Consider the following 17,837-nt stretch of genomic DNA (forward strand, 5'->3'; position numbering starts at 1 on the left):
GCCGATCCGCGGCATGCAGCCCCGACCATCGACGGCTTTGCTTCCTGCGCGCCTTTGCGGTTCAAATTGCCGAATCCAGGTCTCGGTATCAAGGAGGTCCCCGATGTCCCGTCCCGTCCGCGCGCGCATCCATCTGGATGCGGTGCGCGACAATTTCCGCCAAGCCAAGCGTCTGGCGCCGGGCTCACGGGCGCTCGCGGTGATCAAGGCCAACGGCTACGGACATGGGGCCATCGCGATCGCCCGCGCGCTCGCCGATGAGGCCGACGGCTTCGCGGTCGCCTGTGTCGAGGAGGCGATGGAGCTGCGCGACTCAGGCATTCGCGGCCCGATCCTGCTGCTGGACGGGCTCTTCACGCCCGATGAAATGACGCTGGTCGAGCAGGTTGATCTGACACCTGTGGTCCACAGCCATCTGCAGCTGGATTGGCTGCTCGCGGCACGCCCAATGCGCCTGCTCGATTGCTGGCTCAAGATCGATACCGGGATGCATCGGATGGGGCTGGCGCCGGACGACTTCGCCGATGCTTACGCCGACCTTGCGGGCTGCCCGCATGTGCGCGATGTGGTCCTGATGTCGCATTTTGCCCGCGCTGACGAGCTGACGCACCCCTTTACTGCCGAGCAGATCCAGGTCTTCGAGCGGGCGACAATGTCGATCCAAGCCCCCCGGAGCCTCGCCAACTCGGCGGCAATCCTGGCCTGGCCGCGTTCACACGGCGATTGGACACGGCCGGGGATCATGCTCTACGGGGCCACTCCGCTGGACGCGGAGCATCCCTCGGCCGCCCGGCTGCGCCCGGCCATGACGCTGGAGTCCGCCCTCGTCTCGGTACGCGACCTTCCGACCGGGGCGCCTGTCGGCTACGGTGGTCGGTTCGTGTGCGAACGGCCGACCCGAGTCGGGGTCGCTGCCATCGGATACGCCGACGGCTATCCCCGTCATGCCCCGGACGGGACGGCAGTCGCTGTCAACGGTCGCATGACCCGCATCATCGGTCGGGTTTCAATGGATCTCGTCACTCTGGACTTGACCGGGATCGAGGATGCCGCCATCGGCGATCCGGTCGAGCTCTGGGGATCGCAGGTGCCTGTCAATGCAGTCGCGAAGGCCAGCGGGACCATCGCCTATCAGCTCTTCACCAATGTCAGCCGGCGCGTGCCCTTGATCTACCAGGGTACGTAGCGGATGACGCGGACCCCCTCGCGGTCCGGACCCACCTCGACAGGATGGAGAGCTGCGCTGGAGCCCTGCCGCGAGCAGCCTGGTCAGGCGCGTGCCCGGAGGCCCCGGCGCCTGTATGCGCTGTTGCCCTGCCCGCCGGACAGCGCGACCTCAGAAGCTGACGCCGATGCCGCCACCGACACCGTGACCGCCGCTCCCGATCCCGATGCTGATCCAGGGTCGCGCGTAGGGAGTCCAGCCCGCCCCGGTGTCCGCCTCGTCCGGCCAGAGCCGCAGCAGGGCGCGATCCAGGACCGGAAAGGCGTAGCGAGCCTCGTCGACCCGGCCCTCGCGCACCGCGGAGATGCGCCCGGTGGCCGTGACCCGCCGACCGGCACGGTAGTCCGACGGCTCGAGGAATCCCGGGTGACGCGCGATGAAGCGACCGACCGGCACGCCCCCCGTCAGCGGGCGCCCGCAGCGGTCGAGCCGATAGGCGACTGCCTCCACCTCGGTGTCTTCGGCGAGATTGCGGGTGGAGGCGATGACACCGCCCCAGGTCACGACCGTTCCCTCACCTCGGCCCAGCGAAGCGACCTTGGCGGGTGTGAGGTCAGAGCCCCCGACCGGTGTCATGCAGTCCTGCCGGGTCGCGCAAGCGGCGAGCAGCAGAAGGGCGAGGCCGCTGAAACCAAAGCGCAGGAGGGGGTCAATCGTCATGGCGCGACGGCCTCTCTCAGCCAAGTTGACGTCGAGCAGCATGCGGTCGGCGTCACTCTCGATGTCAATACCAATACCACGGATCGTACCAAGGTCCCCACCATGGCCGATACCAGGGATAGGCGAAGGGTGGGGGGGCTCGGGTCAATACCGGCGGATCGGGCCAGAGATACAAGGTGGTGGCCGCGACGACAGGGTAGCGGTAGGGAAATTCTCCGACGTTGCGGGTCTCCACCCGCAAGAGTGGGCCGGCCACGCTCAAGCGGCGATCTTCGGGATATTCTGCCGGGTCCTCGAAGCCGGCGATCTCGACCAGAAAGCGGCCCAGGCCGGGGGCTTCCGGGTCCGGCTCGCCCTGGTCGTCCAAGGGTCTGCCGAGCACCTCGATTTGGGTGGCCTGCGGTCCGTTGTGCACGGCGAGGATGTTTCCGCCCCAGCGCACCTGGTGTCCGAGAAAGCCCTCCGGTTGCTGCTGGACCGAGGCGACGGTGGGCGACGGCCGCTCGCTAGTGCGGATCGCCTCGGGAACGCCGCTGGTCGCGCAGGCGGTGAGCCCGGGCAGGGTGGCAAGCGAGAGGCACAAAGGTAGGTGTCGCACGAAGGCTCCCGGTTGGCCCGGCCGACCGCGATCGGAACCGCCCATCATTCCGGGCGGCTGTTCCTGGAGGCTCCCGCCCGCCGTTCCCGGTAGTGCTCGAGCTCCTCCGCTGAGAGTGGCCTGGCCTCTTCCTCGAGCATCACCGGAATGTCGTCGCGGATTGGATAGGCAAGCTGCGCCGACACGGAGATCAGCTCGCCACGGCCCTTGTCGAAGATGAGCGGACCCTTGGTGACGGGGCAGACGAGGATATCCAGCAGGTGTTTGTCAAGCATGTGAGGTCTCCGGGAGGCCTTGGTCGGGAGGCATACCGTTGGAATCGCGCCGCGCGCTCAGGAGTGGTTGATCCGATCGGCGGCGCCCGTTTCGTCCGTGGGGCAGAGCGCCGTGCCGCGCGCCTGATTCTAACGCCCCGAGACCAGGGACAACCAGCGAACCTTCGGATATTGTCGAACAATCAGACGAGCGGGCCCCGCCGGCTGAGCGGGTCCGCAGGCGCGGCTTCCGGATGAAGGCGAGCCCCGTCATCATCGGACCACAGGCTGTCCCTTGAAAACCCGGGTGCGCCACGGCATCTCACGAGTCGTGATGCGGGCCGCTCGAACGGCCCGCGATGGCCCGGATTCATCGCCCCCTGTCGTCCCAACCCTCGGGTCTCTATGTCTGCCCTGTCTAAACCAAGTGATGCGGCCGGTCGCGCTCGCCGCCTCATTGCGCCGAGCGTCGCGCTGATCGCGGTCTGCGTCCTGATCGCCGGACTCTGGAAGCTCGAGTCTGCGACGCGCGGGGTGTCAGTCGTCCAGACGACCGAGGCGGGAGTGCCCATGACACTGTATCGGCCGCTCGGCGACACCCCTGCGCCCGTGGTGGTCATCGCCCACGGCTTTGCAGGATCCCAGCGTATGATGGGGGCTTACGCGGTGACCCTGGCCCGAAACGGCTACATCGCGGTCACCTTCGATTTCCCCGGCCACGGGCGCAACCGGGTCCCGTTCGTAGCCGATCTGGAGGACCAGGCGGCCCGCTTGGGGCTTCTGCAGGGGGCGCTCGAGCAGGCCGTCAACTTTGGCCTGACACGAGCGGGCGCCGACCGTCGGCTCGCCCTGGTCGGTCACTCCATGGCCGGTGACGTGATGGTGCGCTTCGCGGAGGCGGCTCAACCAGTGGCCGAGGCCACGGTTCTGGTCTCCCCTTATCTCTCCGAGGACACCGTTACCGAGCCTTTGCGTAATCTTTGCATCGTCTACGGCGCCTTGGAGCCGCAGATGCTCCACCGGCAGGGTCTGACGGCCATCGCCGGGGCTGCGGGCGGTCGGCCTGAGGCCGGGCAGACCTACGGGAGTCATGCCGACGGCAGTGCCCGGCGCCTGGCCCTCGCGACCGGCGTCGAGCACATCGGTGTCCTCTACTCCGAGGCCGCCCTGGCGGAGACGCTGGCCTGGCTCGATCGGACCTTCGATCGCACGGGCAGCGGTTTTATCGATCGCCGCGGAGCCGGGTTGGCACTCGTCTATATCGGTATCCTCGCCCTTGCATGGCCTCTCTCCACATGGCTTCCTCGTGTGTCCGACCAACCGCAGGGTGCGGGGCTCGGCTGGCGGCGTCTTCTGCCGGTGGCGATTGCGCCGGCGCTGATCACGCCGGTGGTCCTGTGGCGTTTTCCGACCGACTTTTTGCCGATCCTGCTCGGCGACTATCTCGCCCTGCACTTTGCCGTCTACGGTATCCTGACCGCCGTGGCCGTGTGGCTGACCCGACGACTCGAGCCGGGTTCCGGCGGCGGTAGGCTTGATGCTCGGCGACTCGCGGTTGCCACCCTGGCCGCTTCCGCCTATGCGACCCTGGGCCTTGCGCTGCCGACGGATCGGTACGTGACTGCACTGCTCCCGGGCTGGGAACGACTCCCGTTGGTCCTTGCCATCTTTGGCGGGACCCTGATCTACTTCCTCGCGGATGAATGGGCGACTCGAGGTCCCGGCGCGGCGTTCGGGGGCTATTGGTTCACCAAGCTGCTCTTCCTGGTGTCACTCCTGTGCGCGGTCGCCCTGAACCTTAACGAGCTGTTCTTTCTCATCATCATCGTGCCGGCGATGCTGCTCCTGTTCCTGGTCTACGGGCTGCTCAGCGGATGGGCGTACCGCCGGACACGTCACCCGGCCGTTGGCGCGGTTGCAACCGCCGCCGCGCTCGCTTGCGCGGTGGCGGTCACCTTCCCCGTCGTCAGCGGGTGAGCGCGCCACGACCAGGTTCCGGTCGCCGAGATCGGGCGAGGCGTCTGGGTGCCCGCGTCCGATTTCTTTGATCCGGCGCAGTCTACTCTTAGGTTGCGATTTCGCGTAAGCTACCACTAGCGCTATGGTTTAGCGGAGCCGCCCCCAGAACGTGGCCCGCGCCATGGGTCACCACAGAAGAGGCCGAGTTGACGGCCGCGACGCCGTGAGCCACCCAAGCTTGCCACCTTACCGACCGGAGGAGTTTTGCCATGGTCGCCTTCGCCCAGCTACACGCGCAGAATCACAAGATCACAGAGCTCTCGAACGTCTTTCTCTATCTCGTTCGGGATCGCTCCATGTGCGATACGGAGGTTGCCTGCGACGTCTTCTTCGATCTCACCAATCGGGTGAAGGAGCACATGGAGTTGGTCGATCGGGAGCTCTGCGGGAAGCTCATCTCTCATCCGGATCAACGGGTGAAGAACACCGCCAATCGCTTCCTCTCGGGATCCACCGAGATCAAGCGGATCTTCAACGCCTATGTGAAGCAATGGTGCTCGCAGAAGCGCCACTCCTTGACCATCGACGATCATCCCTCGTTCCTCCAGGACACCGAGCAAATGTTCGCCTTGGTGATGGATCGGATCCAGCGCGAGACGGAGCATCTCTACCCGCTGATCCGCAAGCTGGAAGGGGAAGGCAAGCAGGTGGCCTGAGCCGGCGACCTTAACCTCGCCGCAGCGAAGCGATCCACTCCTTCTGGGCGTCCCGGACGCGGCGTCGCTCGAGTGCTGATCGGATCTTTGCCCGGGCCTGCTCGAAGGTCACGGGCCTGGCCGGCTCGATCCGCTCGCATAGCAGGAGATGGAAGCCGAGCCTGGATTCAAGGACCCCGCTGATTCGGCCCTCGTGAAGCTTGAACAGCGCATCGTCCAGCGTCGGGTAGAGCTGTCCGCGCGATACCAGTCCGAGACTGCCGTCCTGCATCGCGGTCGGGCACTCGGAATGCCGGCGTGCGAGCTTGGGGAATCTGCCGGGCGTTTCCCTGAGGGCGCTCGCGATCCCTGCGATGCGCGCGAGCGCCGCATCCCGTCGGTTCTCGGGGTAGTCGTCGTTGATCGTGATCAGGATATGGCGGGCGGCGCGCCGTTCCCCGGAGCTCAAGCGCTCGCGATGCAGCTCGTAGAAGAGCCGCTCCTCAACCTCGGTGAGGGGTGGGGCGTAGGTCCCGACCCGCCGCATCACGGCGTCGAAGGTGAGCTCGCGGCGGAGCGCACGGCGTAGCAGATCCTCATCGAGCCCGTTGCGCGAGAGGTCCTCCTCGAAGGCGTCCGCATCCGGGTAGCGGCGGCGCAGCTCATGAACAGCGGCGGTAAGGCGCTCGTCCGGGATGACCACATCGCCTGCTTCGCATGAAGACAGGACCAGGCTCTCCAGATCGAAGGTCCTTCGGGCCTGGCTCTCGACCTCGCTGCGCTGGTGTTCGCTCAAGGCGACGAGATCACAACGAAATCGCTCCATCGCCGCCCGCAGGAGGTGATAGCGATATTCGCCGCGAGCGTCCGTGTCCCGGGGTGCCCGGCCACGCGTCACGAGACTCATGCGCGTGGGTCCTCTAGGTGCGGAGCCTGCGCTTGCGCTGCCTCCACCTCGACCAAGGCCGATTCAGGCACCTGCAGGGTCGGTCGGTCGTCGAAGTGGACCTGGTAGGCGACCCCGGCGGGCTCGTCCCGGAGAACGCGCAGGACCTCGCCAACCTCACCCTGTGCCACCAGGATCCGCCCCCGGATGCCCAGATGCATCCTCGCGGCCACCTTGTCGCGTGACTCGAAACGGCTCGGTGTCCAGGGTGCCGCTGCCGCCTGGAGCTCTTCCCCCCGGCAGCCGACAAGTAGGTCCGGGTCTGGAAAATGGACCGAGTAGATGAGCTGGTCCTGGAGAAAGGTCCCCACGTCGCGCACGAAACCCGTGCTGCCCCGCCTGATCAAGAGGGCACCGGTCGGGCGGCCTGGAAAGGTGCCGTCGTTGCGCACATTGCGCACCAGACGGACCTCCTCGCCGTGCTCAAAGGCCGGACGCATCGGGCATCTGCTCCGTCAGGTCGCGGAGCGCGACCTGGACGGTTCGGGGCTCGTTCGTCCGAAAGACACGGAACACCTTCTCGGTCGCGGCGTTGGAGAGGACGAAGTCCCGGTAAGCGGATCGCAGGAGATCCGCATGGAGGATCCGGCGCGCGATGGCCGAATCGGGCATCTCCTCGACCTGCTCGAGGTAATCGTGGAATCGCTGCAAAATGTGCAGACGGCTGACCTGGACGATTGCCGGGTCGAAGTCGATCCCGAAGTAATCGAGAAAGTCCTCTGCGCTGGAGAGCTCTTCGAGGTCGCGGTCGAGCTCGTCGTCGGTCATGCTGGCCTCCGTGACTGTGGTTTGGGTGGTCTGAGATCAAACGGCGTTGCGAGTGACATACACGTTTTCGGGATGGCCCTAGGAGCCTGTCGGACTTAGGATGAATCGGCTACGGAAGCGGGACAACGGTCCATTTCGCCCCGCTTTTTCGTGACATAGCCCCCACTATGCGCCTCAAAACCGGAACGCAATGGCGTCGCTCTCCCACTTCCTCACTTCGATCCCCCTCAGTCCGACAGGCTCCTAGGCCTTGCACGAGTCAACGGGATCAGGCTACCGGGTCTTGATGAATCGCACGTTGCCGCCGGCGCGCTCGAACGCGGAGCGGGCCACCGCGGCACGGGCCATGGCGTGGAGCTCGCCAATGCCCAGTCGGTCGCTGGTGTCGAGCTCGGCGATCTTCTCGAAGCGCTGCAGAGCACCCGCGGGGTCGCCGAGTCGAAACAGCAGGTAGGCCGATCCCTTGAGCGCCAACAACAGGAAGCGGGTCAGACTCATGGAGACCAGGACCGACCGGCCAAGGTCCGCCTCGCGAAGCGCCTTCCAGTCGGTCGGGAGGTCGAGCCGGGCCGCCGTCAGTGCGATCGCCCGATCCGCCGTGATGAGGGCCTCGCGGTAACGGTGGCGATAGTAGAAATAGCGATACAGCGCGACCAGCACCGTCAGATGCTCGGGCTGGATAAAGTAGGCGAGGAGGAGTCGCTGCTCGGCGACCTCCTCGCCGTAACACCCTGCCGCTTCGCTGAGGAGGCCGTCTACCTCCGGGGTCACGGGCTCATCGAAGTACATCGGCTCGCCGTCGAAATCCAGCAGATCCATGACGATTCCGGCCCCCGGGTGCTATTGGACGCGAGCGGCTTGCGGGTGGCCGATCTCGGCCAGGAAACGGATGAGCTCCAGCGTGTCCGGTGAGCGCTTGGTCTCGGTCGCGAAGCGGCGAACCAGGGGCAGTAGGCGCCCGGCCTGATCGAGATCCAGATCGAAGCGCAGAAGCTCAGCGTAGGCCCGCCGCACCGCCTGACGCCCGGAGTGTTTGCCCAGCACGAGATGATGTTTCCGCCCGATGTCGGCCGGGTCGACGCCCTGGTAGTTGAGCGGGTCCTTGATCAGACCGTCGACGTGGATGCCGGCCTCATGGGTGAAGGCCCCGTCGCCGACCAGGCTCTTGTGCCAGGCGACCGGTCGGCCGGAGGCCTGGGTCACGAGGCATGAGAGCGCCGCGAACTCGTGCAGATCGATGCCACTGTCGATCCCGTGCAGATGCCTTAGGCCCATGACGACCTCCTCCAGTGCCGCATTGCCGGCGCGCTCGCCGATGCCGTGCACCGTCGTGTTGACGTGGGTCGCGCCACCGCGTACCGCCGCCAGAGTGTTGGCGGTGGCGAGTCCCAGGTCGTCGTGGGCGTGGATCTCGATCTCCAGGTCGAGGATGGCCCGCAGGTCTCGTATGCGCTCGTATACGGCGAAGGGGTCCATCAGGCCGAGCGTGTCGGCGAAGCGAAAGCGTCTGGCACCTGCGGCCTGGGCGGTCTCGGCAGCGAGCCAGACGAATTCCGGGTCGGCCCGCGAGGCGTCCTCTGCACCGACGCAGACCTCCAATCCCATCTCTTGCGCAACCCCCACCTGGCGACGGATCTGCCCCAGCACCCAGTCGCGGTCGCGACCGAGCTTGCGGGCGATCTGCTGGTCCGACACCGGGATGGACAGATCCACCATGTCCACGCCCAGCCCCCGGCATTGCGCGATGTCGTCCGGGTGCATCCGGGTCCAGACCATCAGTCGCGCGTCGAGACCGAGTGCGACCACCGAGCGGATGGACTCGCGCTCCTCCTCCCCCATCGCCGGGATGCCGACCTCCAGCTCGCAGACGCCAAGGGCATCGAGTCCGGACGCGATCGCCAGCTTCTCCTCGATGGAGAAGGCGACGCCGGCGGACTGCTCGCCGTCGCGCAGGGTGGTATCGTTGATCGTGACCTGATGCAATTCCATGGCCGGCTCCGAGGTGGTGTTGGACGATGTCACAGCAAAAGGCGGGCCACGCTTTCTGAATAAATCCATCAAGGGGTTACGTGGCTTCGGCCGATGGTTTGATGGATTTGCGACAGACATGTGCCGGAGCTGCCGTCGCAGAATCCACGACGCGCCCGGAGTTGGCATGCCCGCCGTGACCGGGGTTGCGACGGAGGCAGACGCGAGGTACCTGGACCGTGGCCCTTCGCACCGACCTCGGCGCGCGCGGGAGGCCGCTCGAAAATCTTTGCGCTCCTTGCGTCTTTGCGGTTTCAATTGCCGTACCGCGATTTGCACCGACTGGCGCCTAGGGATGTGTCATCGACCCAGCCTCACCGGGGGCGCCGCCCTCGCCATCACGGGAGCCGGCGGCAGCGGGGCGGTCACCGCGGGCCTGATCCTGCTCGCCGCGGTCGGTCGTGCGGGGCACTACGCACTGATGGGTCGCTCGGCCGGTCCGCAGATCCGAGGCGGAGAGTCCGTAGCCATGCTGCGTTTCGCGCCCCGGCCGGTGGAGTGCATGGGCGATCGCCTCGATCTCTTGGTCGGGCTGGACTGGGAGAATGTCGGCCGGTTCTCGGACGAGCTGCCGCTGGATGAGACCAGTCTGATCCTCACCGATGACCAGGCCGTACCGGTCCCCGAAATCCTCGCCCGGTCGGGCGCGCGGGTACGGAGCCTCCCCCTTAAGGTGTTGGCCGAGGCTCAGCCGGATGGTCGGGTCAACATGATCGCCATCGGCGCGGTCGGCGCGCTCCTGGGCCTGCCCTTGGCAGCGCTCGAGTCTGGCGCCCGCGTGATACTCGCGGACAAAGACGACCGCATCATCGAGACCTCGGTCGCTTGCATCCGGGTGGGCCACGCGAGCATCGGCGGGTCACAGGCGCCGCCCGTTGGAATGCCAACGCCCCCTGCGCGCTGGAACATCAGCGGCAACGAGGCAGCCGGGCTGGGCGCGCTGCGCGGCGGGGTGCGATTCGTCGCCGCCTATCCCATCACGCCCGCGAGCGAGATGCTTGAATGGCTCGCGCCGCGGCTGGAGCGGCTGGGCGGGTCCTTGCTCCAAGCGGAGGACGAGCTGGCCTCCATCAATATGCTGATCGGCAGCTCTTTCGGGGGTGTGCCCGCCCTGACCGCGACCTCGGGTCCGGGTTTGAGCCTGATGGTGGAAGGGATCGGACTGGCCGTGGCAAGTGAGACACCGGTGGTCGTGGTCGATGTCCAGCGCGGTGGCCCTTCGACCGGCATCCCGACCAAGTCCGAGCAGTCGGACCTCAATCTGGCCGTCTACGGCCTCCACGGGGACGCCCCGCATCTGGTCCTGGCGCCGACGGGAATCGCCGATTGCGCCTTCACCGTCCAGTGGGCGGTGGGGCTCGCCGAGCAGCTGCAGACCGCGGCCATCGTCCTGTCTGATCAGGCGCTCGGCCAGTCGCGGGCGATCCTGGATCCGCCGGCCGATCCGGCCGTGGTCCGGAGCGATCGACAACCGCCGACGCGCATGATCGCCGACTCGCCCGGCCCGGACTATCAGCGTTACCGACCCAGCGACTCAGGCCTCTCGTCCATGACCCTGCCGGGGGTCCCGGGCGGGATGTACACGGCCGATGGGCTGGAGCACGGCGCCAATGGCGTGCCCTCGAGCCGAGCCGTCGATCATGCCGAGCAGCTCGACAAACGGCTGCGCAAGCTGACCGCGTTCGACTATGGTGGAGAGTGGGCCGAGATCCGCGGTAAGGGCGACTGTCTCCTATTGACCTGGGGCTCTTCCGCGGGGCCGGTGTTCGAGGCGGCCGAGCGACTGAGCGCCTCCGGCCGTCCCACACGCGCCATTGCGCTGCGCCTGATCGCCCCATTGCAGCGGCAGGCGCTGCTGACTGAACTGGGTTCGGTCGGGCCGATCCTGGTGGTCGAGCAGAATCAGGGTGCACAATTGTTCTGCTACCTGCATGCCCAGCGGGTACTGCCGCCGCACGCCCGGTCCTATGCCCGTCCCGGGCCTTTGCTGCTGCGACCCGCCGAGATCCTGCGTGCGCTCGAAGAGGAGGCCTGAGATGGATGCGGCAAGCGTCATACCTACCCTGCGTGCCAAAGACTACAAATCCGACGTGGTGCCCGTCTGGTGCCCGGGCTGCGGCCACTTCGGCGTCCTCTCGGCCGTGACCAAGGCGCTTGCCTATCTGAAGCTCCCCAAGGAGCGCGTCGCCCTGATCTCGGGAATCGGCTGCTCCGCACGGCTCCCTGCCTATGTCGGTGCCTATGGTTTCCACGGTGTCCACGGTCGCGCACTGCCGCTCGCCGCCGGTCTCAAGGCGGCACGGCCGGATCTGACCGTGCTGGTCGCCGGCGGCGACGGCGACGGTTTCTCGATCGGAGGCAACCATTTCCTGCATGCCTGTCGCCGAAACATGGACATGGCCTATATCGTCATGGACAACGAGGTCTACGGCATGACCAAGGGTCAGGCCTCGCCGACCACCCGGCCTGATTGGGCCAAGAGCAAGCTCACCCCGCACGGCACCGGCATCCGACCCTTCCAGCCCGCAGCGATCGCACTCGCGGCCGGGGCCAGCTTCATCGCCCGCGGTTATTCCGGCGATCCCGGCGGCCTCACCAGGCTGATCTCGGAGGCGATCGAGCATCCGGGGTTCGGATTTCTCCATGTCCTGAGCCCATGCCGGACCTTTCGGCCCGAGCAGAGCGATTGGAAACATCAGGTCCACCGCAGCGACAAGGGGCCGACCGACGATCCGGCCGAGGCGGCGCACTCCATCCAAGCCGACGACGGCATGACGCTGGGTCTCCTGTACGCCCGTCGGCTGCCGGTCTGGCAGCCTGACAACCGGGCGACCGCCACAACCGCTGACCTCGAGGGGGCGTTCGTCGTATGAGCGACCGATTGAGCCAGCGCATCGAGTCGGTCGCCGAGCTCCTGGTCCATGCACTCGAGCTCGAGCATCAATCCGCGGAGTGCTATCGTCAGCTCGCACAGGCCCTGGCCGTCCACCACAACCATGCGGCGGCGGCCCTGTTCGGACTCCTCGCTGACATGAGCGACGCCCGTGCCTCGGCGGTCATGGCGCGCGCCGAGGGTGTCAGCCTGCCCGAGATCGCGCCCTGGGACTTCAAATGGCCCGCCGCGGGTAGCCCCCAGATCGACTGTGATCATGTGGAGATCAGCTATCTCATGACCCCATTGCAGGCATTGGAGGTCTGCCTGGACAAGGAGACCCTCGGGCGTGAATTCTATGTCCTCGTCGCGAGCGAGTCGCCGGCCGCCGGTGTACGTGTCCTGGCCGCTGAGATGGCCGAGGAGCGGCGCGAGCGGGTCGAGCTGATCCTCACCTGGATCAGAGGCGAGCGTGGGGTCGCGACCAGGGTCCCTGAAGATCTCGATCCCCCCAATCTCCCTGGTTGAGCGCAAGCTCCCTGGGAGCGGGACAGAGCCGACGCTTCGCGACTCGGTACGGATTGCATGGGCTCTTTGACACACCGCTTGGAGGCACGACAATGATCAGCACGGGGACCCTGATGCTCGGTAAGGCGCTCTTGACTGCGGGTGCCATCATGGGCTTTCTGCTCTGGCAGCTCCGAGTGCTGCGGAAGATGAAACGTGAGGACGAGGCCCGCAAGGCTGCCGAGCAGGAAACGAGCGATGCCAGCGCGCCTGATGACCGCAGTGGCCTTCGCGACTGACCGTCCGGGCTGGCCCCCGACCCCTCGACGAAGGCCGCTTGACCGCCGCGCCATCGAGGTTGGGGCCGCGCACGGTGTCTCGCGCATCGCCTTCCCCGGCATCAGCAGGCGGATCTACGGGTACCCGGTCGACCTGGCGGCGCAGGGTCATGGTCGCAACCGTCCATGCCGTGCTCGGCGGGTTCCCCGCCATGCGGGAGGTGCTCTTCTGCTGCTTCTCGGAGACCGATCTGGCCGTCGACCGGCGCCTGCTCACCAGCGCATCCGACCTTGGCTCTTAACCCTGTTTTCGCTGCAAGCGGCGCCGTGTCCGGCGCGCCTCGAGCCCTTGCGGGCCAGGGCTACCCAAGCTCCTCTCCTCGCGCGGGGAAGAAGGACAAGAGCCGCTCCTCGTCGAGCAGCTTGTGGGAGAGGATGTAACCGGTCACCGTCCAGAGCTGATTCAGGTGAGCCCGCCTGCCGATCAGGTGACCGCCGCGGCCGTCGAAGTACTCGGGCCACTGGTTCTCCGGCAACGACCTGTCGGCGATCTCGATGGCGAGCTGCGCGAGGTCGCCCCGCCCGGTCTTGAGGGCGGCCGCCACGAAGGCCCAGAGTAGGACGGGCCAGTTGCCGCCGTTGTGGTAGGACCAGGGTACGTTCTTGGGATCGCTGCCGGTCATGAACATCCATTCCTTCCCGGACATGGCAGGGTAGACGATCTTGCAGGGCATCTCGCCGATGAGGTCGGCCCAGCGATCGCTGTAGAGGAACATGATGCGGCTCGATTCCTCCCGCGTGGTGATGCCAAAGAGGATCGACAGCAGATTGCCCAGGGCAAAATAGCGAAAGTCCATCCGCCCGGGCCCGAGGTTTCCGACCAGGAACCCGGCCCGGTGCGGGAGCCAGTCCACCACCCAGTCCGGGATGGATTCCGGATAGATGTTGAGCATGTTGACGGTGCCGCTACCGAACTCTTCGGTCCGGTAGCGGTGGATCTCGTTGAGCTGCTTGAGGTCGAGCCAATAGAAGAGGCGCATATAGCTGCGCAGCATGTTGGCGCGCTTGATGGCCATCTTGACGATCCCGGCGGTCGCCTCCGTGACCGTTAGCAGGTCGATGGCGGTGACGAGCATGCCGTAAAAGAGCGCCTGGATCTCAAGCGGGTGACCGTAGACGCCCATGCGGCGGTCGATCATGAAAGAGCCGTCCGGCACCAGCAGCGTGGGGAAGACCTCGAAACCTTCCCGGAGGCTGAGCTCCAGGATACCCTTGATCGCACGCTGGATCCGCCGCTCCCGGGGCAGCTCCGTGTCGCCGCTCTCGCGCTGGTAGATGCCGAGGAGGATGACCCACCACATCATGGCGTCCACCGGAGCGACCCGGCCGATGGCGTGGTCGCCGAAGTCCGCCCGGATCTGCTGACTGCCGTCCGGTGTGTCGATCACACGGAAACTCGCCGGCAGCACCGCCGGCTCCAGCTCGTGTCCCTGCACCGCCTTGTGCTGGCTGCGCAGGTCCATCACCGTGGTGAGGAAGTTGCGGACGATCTCGTGGTCGCCGTCCGCCAGGAACACCAGGGCGGAGGGGATGAAGTCGCGCACGAAGCAGTCGTGATAGTTGGCCGCAACGGGTCCCGAAGGATCACTGGCGGCCACCGTGCCCACCGGGTGGCCCTGGTAGTGCATCACCGAGCTTCGCAGCAGCGCGTAGGCGGCATCGATCGAGGCGGTCATATTTTCTATGCTACCAGCTCGAGGGTCTTGGCTGCCCTTCCAAGGGCCGACAGCCTGCTCTCGGCACGCCCGCGCCGGCTGCGGACCCGTTTCGCGTGGACTCAGAGAGCGGCGGCCTCACGCGAGCCGCGACAGGTCCCGCACGGCGCCGTGGGCGGCACTCGTGGTGAGGAGGGCGTACGCCTTAAGTGCCGTCGAGACCTCGCGCTGGCGGTCGAGCGGCTTCCAGGCCGCGGATCCGCGGGCCTCCATGGCCTTGCGGCGGGCGGCGAGGGCCTGATCGTCCACCACCAGGTGGATGCGCCGGCTTGCGATGTGGATCTCGATCGGGTCGCCGTCCTCGACAAGGGCGATCAGGCCGCCCTCGGCCGCTTCCGGTGAGACGTGTCCGATCGATAGTCCGGAGGTGCCGCCGGAAAAGCGGCCGTCCGTGACCAGCGCACAGTATTTGCCGAGCCCCCTGGATTTCAGATAGCTCGTCGGATAGAGCATCTCCTGCATGCCGGGCCCGCCCTTGGGACCCTCGTAGCGGATGACCACCACGTCGCCCGCCTGGACCTCGTCGTTGAGGATGGCGCTGACGGCATCCTCCTGGCTCTCGTAGACCCGCGCGGGGCCGACGAATGCGCGGATCACGGAGGTGGGCACGCTGGTCGTGTAGCGCAGCTCCTCGACCTCGAGCATGCTGGCGTCGACGCCCGCGGTCTTGACGATGCAGCCGTCCTCGGCGAGGTTGCCGAACAGCACCGCGAGCCCCCCATCGCGGCTGTAGGCGTGCTCCAGATCACGGATGCAGCCCCCTGCGCGGTCGAGATCCAGATCCGGCCAGAGGCTCGCCTGGCTGAAGGCGACCTGGGTCGGGACCCCCCCCGGCGCGGCGAGGTAACGCCGCCGCGCCTCCTCGTCCGCCGTGCCCGCAACGTCCCAGCGCCGGAGAGCCTCGGCGAGCGTGGTGCTGTGAACGGTGGGCACATCGCGATGGATCAGCCCGGCACGGTCCAGCTCGCCCAGGATGCCGATCACTCCACCGGCGCGGTGGACGTCCTCCATATGGTACATCTGGGTCGAGGGAGCGACCTTGCACAGGTTGGGCACCCGCCGGCTGAGCCGGTCGATGTCCGACATGCTGAAGGGCACGCCGCCCTCGTGGGCGGCTGCCAGCAGATGCAGCACGGTGTTGGTCGATCCGCCCATCGCGATGTCGAGACTCATGGCGTTCTCGAAGGCCTCGAAGCTGGCGATCGACCGCGGCAGCACGTGAGCGTCGTCCTCCTCGTAATAGCGGCGGGCGAGGGCGACGATCAGCCTCCCGGCCTCGAGGAACAGGTCCCTGCGCGCGGCATGGGTCGCGAGCAGCGACCCGTTGCCCGGCAGGCTGAGCCCGAGGGCCTCGGTCAGACAGTTCATCGAGTTCGCGGTGAACATCCCGGAGCATGACCCGCAGGTCGGGCAGGCCGAGCGCTCCATCTCGGCGACCGCCTCGTCACTCTGGCTCGGGTCCCCCGCGGCAACCATTGCGTCGACCAGATCGAGATGCCGCTCCACGCCGTCCCGCAGGACCTTGCCGGCCTCCATCGGGCCCCCGGACACGAACACCGCCGGGATGTTGAGACGAAGGGCGGCCATCAGCATGCCGGGGGTGATCTTGTCGCAGTTGGAGATGCAGACCAGGGCGTCGGCACAGTGCGCATTGACCATATACTCGACCGAGTCGGCGATCACCTCGCGCGACGGCAGGGAGTAGAGCATCCCGCCGTGACCCATGGCGATCCCATCGTCCACCGCGATGGTGTTGAACTCCTTCGCGACTCCCCCTGCTGCCTCGATCTCGCGCGCGACCAACTGGCCGAGCTCCTTGAGGTGGACATGGCCTGGGACGAACTGGGTGAACGAGTTGGCAACGGCGATGATCGGCTTGTCGAAGTCGGCGTCCGTCATCCCCGTGGCGCGCCAGAGTGCGCGCGCGCCGGCCATGTTGCGGCCGTGGGTGGTGGTGCGGGAACGGTACTGGGGCATGGGGCACCTGGGTGTCGAGGTTCGCATCCAATCAAGTATACCCAGCACGGATGGATTTTCCGCGCGATTGCGCCCTCGCGCATCCCATCGAGACCGCGAAACAGCGTGTCCGGCATTCGGCGTGATCCGCGAGGGCGTGCCGCGCTCGGCGTATACTGTCGCTTCATTCGCAGCGGAACCGGGTGCCGCACCCTGCGTCAAGACCGATGGTTCCCGGGCGGGAGACTTGCCGATGACTCGACCTATGCATGAATCAACCGGGAACGCCCCGGCCGCAGATCCGGGTCTGCGCAGCGATCCGCGGGTTGCGACCCTTGCAGCCGAGGGGGCTTCCCCTCGCGCTCGGCCAGGGGTCACGCTCGGTGAGGCAATCGACGCGCCCCGCTCCGATCTCGTGGTCGAGGAGGGCTGGCGTGTCGCCTATTATGCCGACCGCTCCGCGACCGGTCGTCCCCTGGTGCTGGTCCACAGCATCAACGCGGCGCCGAGCAGCTTCGAGGTGAAGCCGTTGTTCGAGCATTACCGCGGGCGGCGTCCGGTCTACAGCCTGGATCTGCCCGGCTTCGGCCACTCCGAACGTCGGCCGCAAGGCTACACACCGGAGCTGTTCGCCAAGGTGCTGTCGGATTTTCTCGAGCGAGTGGTCGAGCAGCCGGCAGATGTGATCGCGCTGTCCCTCGGCGCCGAGCTCATCGCCCGTGCGATTGGCTCGAGCCCCGGATCGGCCAACTCCTTGGTGCTGATCGCCCCGACCGGCTTCAGTCGACGCGTACCGCCCGCCCCGGGTATGGGTCGGATCGCCCATCGGGTGCTGACGGTGCCGGTCCTGAGCCAGGCCCTTTTCGACCTGGTGGCGTCCAGGCGCAGTATCCGCTACTACCTGGGCCGCTCCTTCGTCGCCGAGCCTCCGCAGGAGCTCCTGGACTATGCCTATGCCACCTCGCACCAGCCCGGGGCCAGGCACGCGCCCCTGGTGTTTCTCTCGATGCAGCTATTCACGCCCGATGCGATCGGTGACCTCTACTCCAGGCTGACCGATCTGCCGGTGCTGGTCATCGCGGATCGCGATCCTTATATCGATTTCGACCGGCTCGACGGGTTCGTCGCCCGACACCCCAACTGGTCGCGGTCGCGGGTCGCGCCCAACCTGGGTCTTCCGCACTGGGAGAGGCTCGCCGAGACGGCTGCGGTCCTCGACGCTTTCTGGATGGAAGCGGGCGATTAGCGCGCCACCGGGGCCGCTTGCCACAGGGCCATTGGAGTCCTCAGCGGCGTTCCGGGCCTCCCCCCACCGA

General features: G+C 66.9%; 19 protein-coding genes. 9 read left to right on the forward strand and 10 right to left on the reverse strand.

Features of this window, described 5'->3' with window-relative positions; all coding sequences use genetic code 11:
* Positions 1–103: 103 nt before the first annotated feature.
* Entirely contained in the window at positions 104–1,186 is a 1,083-nt protein-coding gene (gene alr, locus LJE61_RS01255) for an alanine racemase (protein WP_296911727.1), read from the forward strand.
* Between the two features lie 150 nt (positions 1,187–1,336).
* Here the strand turns inward: alr and LJE61_RS01260 are convergent, their stop codons facing one another.
* The 3 genes from LJE61_RS01260 to LJE61_RS01270 form a co-directional block, all read right to left on the reverse strand.
* Positions 1,337–1,885 (reverse strand): Slp family lipoprotein, encoded by a 549-nt coding sequence (locus tag LJE61_RS01260; protein WP_296911730.1) that lies wholly within the window; start codon positions 1,883–1,885, stop codon positions 1,337–1,339.
* 64 nt (positions 1,886–1,949) lie between these two features.
* Entirely contained in the window at positions 1,950–2,483 is a 534-nt protein-coding gene (locus LJE61_RS01265) for a Slp family lipoprotein (protein ID WP_296911732.1), read from the reverse strand.
* Positions 2,484–2,527: 44 nt separating this feature from the next.
* Entirely contained in the window at positions 2,528–2,758 is a 231-nt protein-coding gene (locus LJE61_RS01270) for a Trm112 family protein (RefSeq protein ID WP_296917164.1), read from the reverse strand.
* Positions 2,759–3,307: 549 nt separating this feature from the next.
* Here LJE61_RS01270 and LJE61_RS01275 point away from each other — a divergent pair.
* Entirely contained in the window at positions 3,308–4,714 is a 1,407-nt protein-coding gene (locus tag LJE61_RS01275) for an alpha/beta hydrolase (protein ID WP_296917165.1), read from the forward strand.
* Between the two features lie 251 nt (positions 4,715–4,965).
* Positions 4,966–5,412, forward strand: coding sequence for a hypothetical protein (locus tag LJE61_RS01280; protein WP_296911738.1), 447 nt, complete (start codon positions 4,966–4,968; stop codon positions 5,410–5,412).
* Positions 5,413–5,422: 10 nt separating this feature from the next.
* Here LJE61_RS01280 and nifM read toward each other — a convergent pair whose 3' ends face one another.
* The 5 genes from nifM to nifV form a co-directional block, all read right to left on the reverse strand.
* On the reverse strand, positions 5,423–6,298 hold the full coding sequence (nifM, locus tag LJE61_RS01285) for a nitrogen fixation protein NifM (RefSeq protein WP_296911739.1): 876 nt from the start codon (positions 6,296–6,298) through the stop codon (positions 5,423–5,425).
* Positions 6,295–6,777 carry a nitrogen fixation protein NifZ gene (locus LJE61_RS01290; RefSeq protein WP_296911741.1) on the reverse strand — a complete coding sequence of 161 codons (483 nt, stop codon included), beginning with the start codon at positions 6,775–6,777 and terminating at the stop codon, positions 6,295–6,297. The genes nifM and LJE61_RS01290 overlap by 4 nt, the downstream gene beginning before the upstream one ends.
* The gene (gene nifW, locus LJE61_RS01295; protein ID WP_296911743.1) at positions 6,761–7,105 is read right to left on the reverse strand and encodes a nitrogenase-stabilizing/protective protein NifW; all 345 of its coding nucleotides are present in this window, start codon (positions 7,103–7,105) and stop codon (positions 6,761–6,763) included. Before nifW ends, LJE61_RS01290 begins: the two co-directional genes overlap by 17 nt.
* A 273-nt stretch (positions 7,106–7,378) precedes the next feature.
* The gene (locus LJE61_RS01300) at positions 7,379–7,924 is read right to left on the reverse strand and encodes a hypothetical protein (RefSeq protein ID WP_296917167.1); all 546 of its coding nucleotides are present in this window, start codon (positions 7,922–7,924) and stop codon (positions 7,379–7,381) included.
* A gap of 21 nt (positions 7,925–7,945) precedes the next feature.
* Positions 7,946–9,094: a homocitrate synthase gene (nifV, locus tag LJE61_RS01305; protein WP_296911747.1), complete on the reverse strand. Its 1,149-nt coding sequence runs from the start codon at positions 9,092–9,094 to the stop codon at positions 7,946–7,948.
* Positions 9,095–9,428: 334 nt separating this feature from the next.
* Here nifV and LJE61_RS01310 point away from each other — a divergent pair, with 334 nt between their 5' ends.
* The 5 genes from LJE61_RS01310 to LJE61_RS01330 all read left to right on the forward strand — a co-directional run bounded on the left by LJE61_RS01310 (position 9,429) and on the right by LJE61_RS01330 (position 13,092).
* Complete coding sequence (locus LJE61_RS01310; RefSeq protein ID WP_296914709.1) at positions 9,429–11,168, forward strand: 2-oxoacid:acceptor oxidoreductase subunit alpha; 1,740 nt, start codon at positions 9,429–9,431, stop codon at positions 11,166–11,168.
* Between the two features lies 1 nt (position 11,169).
* On the forward strand, positions 11,170–12,006 hold the full coding sequence (locus LJE61_RS01315) for a thiamine pyrophosphate-dependent enzyme (RefSeq protein WP_296917169.1): 837 nt from the start codon (positions 11,170–11,172) through the stop codon (positions 12,004–12,006).
* The gene (locus LJE61_RS01320; protein WP_296914703.1) at positions 12,003–12,533 is read left to right on the forward strand and encodes a ferritin family protein; all 531 of its coding nucleotides are present in this window, start codon (positions 12,003–12,005) and stop codon (positions 12,531–12,533) included. The genes LJE61_RS01315 and LJE61_RS01320 overlap by 4 nt, the downstream gene beginning before the upstream one ends.
* Before the next feature lie 92 nt (positions 12,534–12,625).
* A complete protein-coding gene (locus LJE61_RS01325) occupies positions 12,626–12,811 on the forward strand; it encodes a hypothetical protein (protein WP_296914700.1) in 186 nt (61 codons plus the stop codon).
* A 149-nt stretch (positions 12,812–12,960) separates the two neighbouring features.
* Positions 12,961–13,092: a hypothetical protein gene (locus LJE61_RS01330; protein WP_296914697.1), complete on the forward strand. Its 132-nt coding sequence runs from the start codon at positions 12,961–12,963 to the stop codon at positions 13,090–13,092.
* Between the two features lie 60 nt (positions 13,093–13,152).
* Here LJE61_RS01330 and LJE61_RS01335 read toward each other — a convergent pair whose 3' ends face one another.
* Both LJE61_RS01335 and ilvD read right to left on the reverse strand, forming a co-directional pair.
* A complete protein-coding gene (locus LJE61_RS01335) occupies positions 13,153–14,526 on the reverse strand; it encodes a glycoside hydrolase 100 family protein (protein WP_296914692.1) in 1,374 nt (457 codons plus the stop codon).
* Positions 14,527–14,643: 117 nt separating this feature from the next.
* Positions 14,644–16,542, reverse strand: a complete 1,899-nt coding sequence (ilvD, locus tag LJE61_RS01340) for a dihydroxy-acid dehydratase (RefSeq protein ID WP_296914689.1) — start codon at positions 16,540–16,542, stop codon at positions 14,644–14,646.
* A 244-nt stretch (positions 16,543–16,786) separates the two neighbouring features.
* Between ilvD and LJE61_RS01345 the strand changes: the two genes are divergently transcribed.
* Positions 16,787–17,767 (forward strand): alpha/beta fold hydrolase, encoded by a 981-nt coding sequence (locus LJE61_RS01345; protein WP_296914686.1) that lies wholly within the window; start codon positions 16,787–16,789, stop codon positions 17,765–17,767.
* Positions 17,768–17,837 lie beyond the last annotated feature (70 nt).

Origin of the sequence: Thiocapsa sp. (assembly GCF_022340925.1) — a bacterium.
Lineage (GTDB): Bacteria > Pseudomonadota > Gammaproteobacteria > Chromatiales > Chromatiaceae > Thiocapsa.

Bases quoted from the DNA above. Each gene is read 5' to 3' on its own strand.
- alr (WP_296911727.1), top strand. From the start codon at position 104: ATGTCCCGTCCCGTCCGCGCGCGCATCCATCTGGATGCGGTGCGCGAC.
- LJE61_RS01270 (WP_296917164.1), bottom strand. From the start codon at position 2,758: ATGCTTGACAAACACCTGCTGGATATCCTCGTCTGCCCCGTCACCAAG.
- nifW (WP_296911743.1), bottom strand. From the start codon at position 7,105: ATGACCGACGACGAGCTCGACCGCGACCTCGAAGAGCTCTCCAGCGCA.
- LJE61_RS01325 (WP_296914700.1), top strand. From the start codon at position 12,626: ATGATCAGCACGGGGACCCTGATGCTCGGTAAGGCGCTCTTGACTGCG.
- nifM (WP_296911739.1), bottom strand. From the start codon at position 6,298: ATGAGTCTCGTGACGCGTGGCCGGGCACCCCGGGACACGGACGCTCGC.
- nifV (WP_296911747.1), bottom strand. From the start codon at position 9,094: ATGGAATTGCATCAGGTCACGATCAACGATACCACCCTGCGCGACGGC.
- LJE61_RS01320 (WP_296914703.1), top strand. From the start codon at position 12,003: ATGAGCGACCGATTGAGCCAGCGCATCGAGTCGGTCGCCGAGCTCCTG.
- LJE61_RS01275 (WP_296917165.1), top strand. From the start codon at position 3,308: ATGACACTGTATCGGCCGCTCGGCGACACCCCTGCGCCCGTGGTGGTC.
- LJE61_RS01315 (WP_296917169.1), top strand. From the start codon at position 11,170: ATGGATGCGGCAAGCGTCATACCTACCCTGCGTGCCAAAGACTACAAA.
- LJE61_RS01310 (WP_296914709.1), top strand. From the start codon at position 9,429: ATGTGTCATCGACCCAGCCTCACCGGGGGCGCCGCCCTCGCCATCACG.
- LJE61_RS01280 (WP_296911738.1), top strand. From the start codon at position 4,966: ATGGTCGCCTTCGCCCAGCTACACGCGCAGAATCACAAGATCACAGAG.
- LJE61_RS01345 (WP_296914686.1), top strand. From the start codon at position 16,787: ATGCATGAATCAACCGGGAACGCCCCGGCCGCAGATCCGGGTCTGCGC.
- LJE61_RS01330 (WP_296914697.1), top strand. From the start codon at position 12,961: ATGGTCGCAACCGTCCATGCCGTGCTCGGCGGGTTCCCCGCCATGCGG.
- LJE61_RS01300 (WP_296917167.1), bottom strand. From the start codon at position 7,924: ATGGATCTGCTGGATTTCGACGGCGAGCCGATGTACTTCGATGAGCCC.
- LJE61_RS01260 (WP_296911730.1), bottom strand. From the start codon at position 1,885: ATGACGATTGACCCCCTCCTGCGCTTTGGTTTCAGCGGCCTCGCCCTT.
- LJE61_RS01290 (WP_296911741.1), bottom strand. From the start codon at position 6,777: ATGCGTCCGGCCTTTGAGCACGGCGAGGAGGTCCGTCTGGTGCGCAAT.
- ilvD (WP_296914689.1), bottom strand. From the start codon at position 16,542: ATGCCCCAGTACCGTTCCCGCACCACCACCCACGGCCGCAACATGGCC.
- LJE61_RS01335 (WP_296914692.1), bottom strand. From the start codon at position 14,526: ATGACCGCCTCGATCGATGCCGCCTACGCGCTGCTGCGAAGCTCGGTG.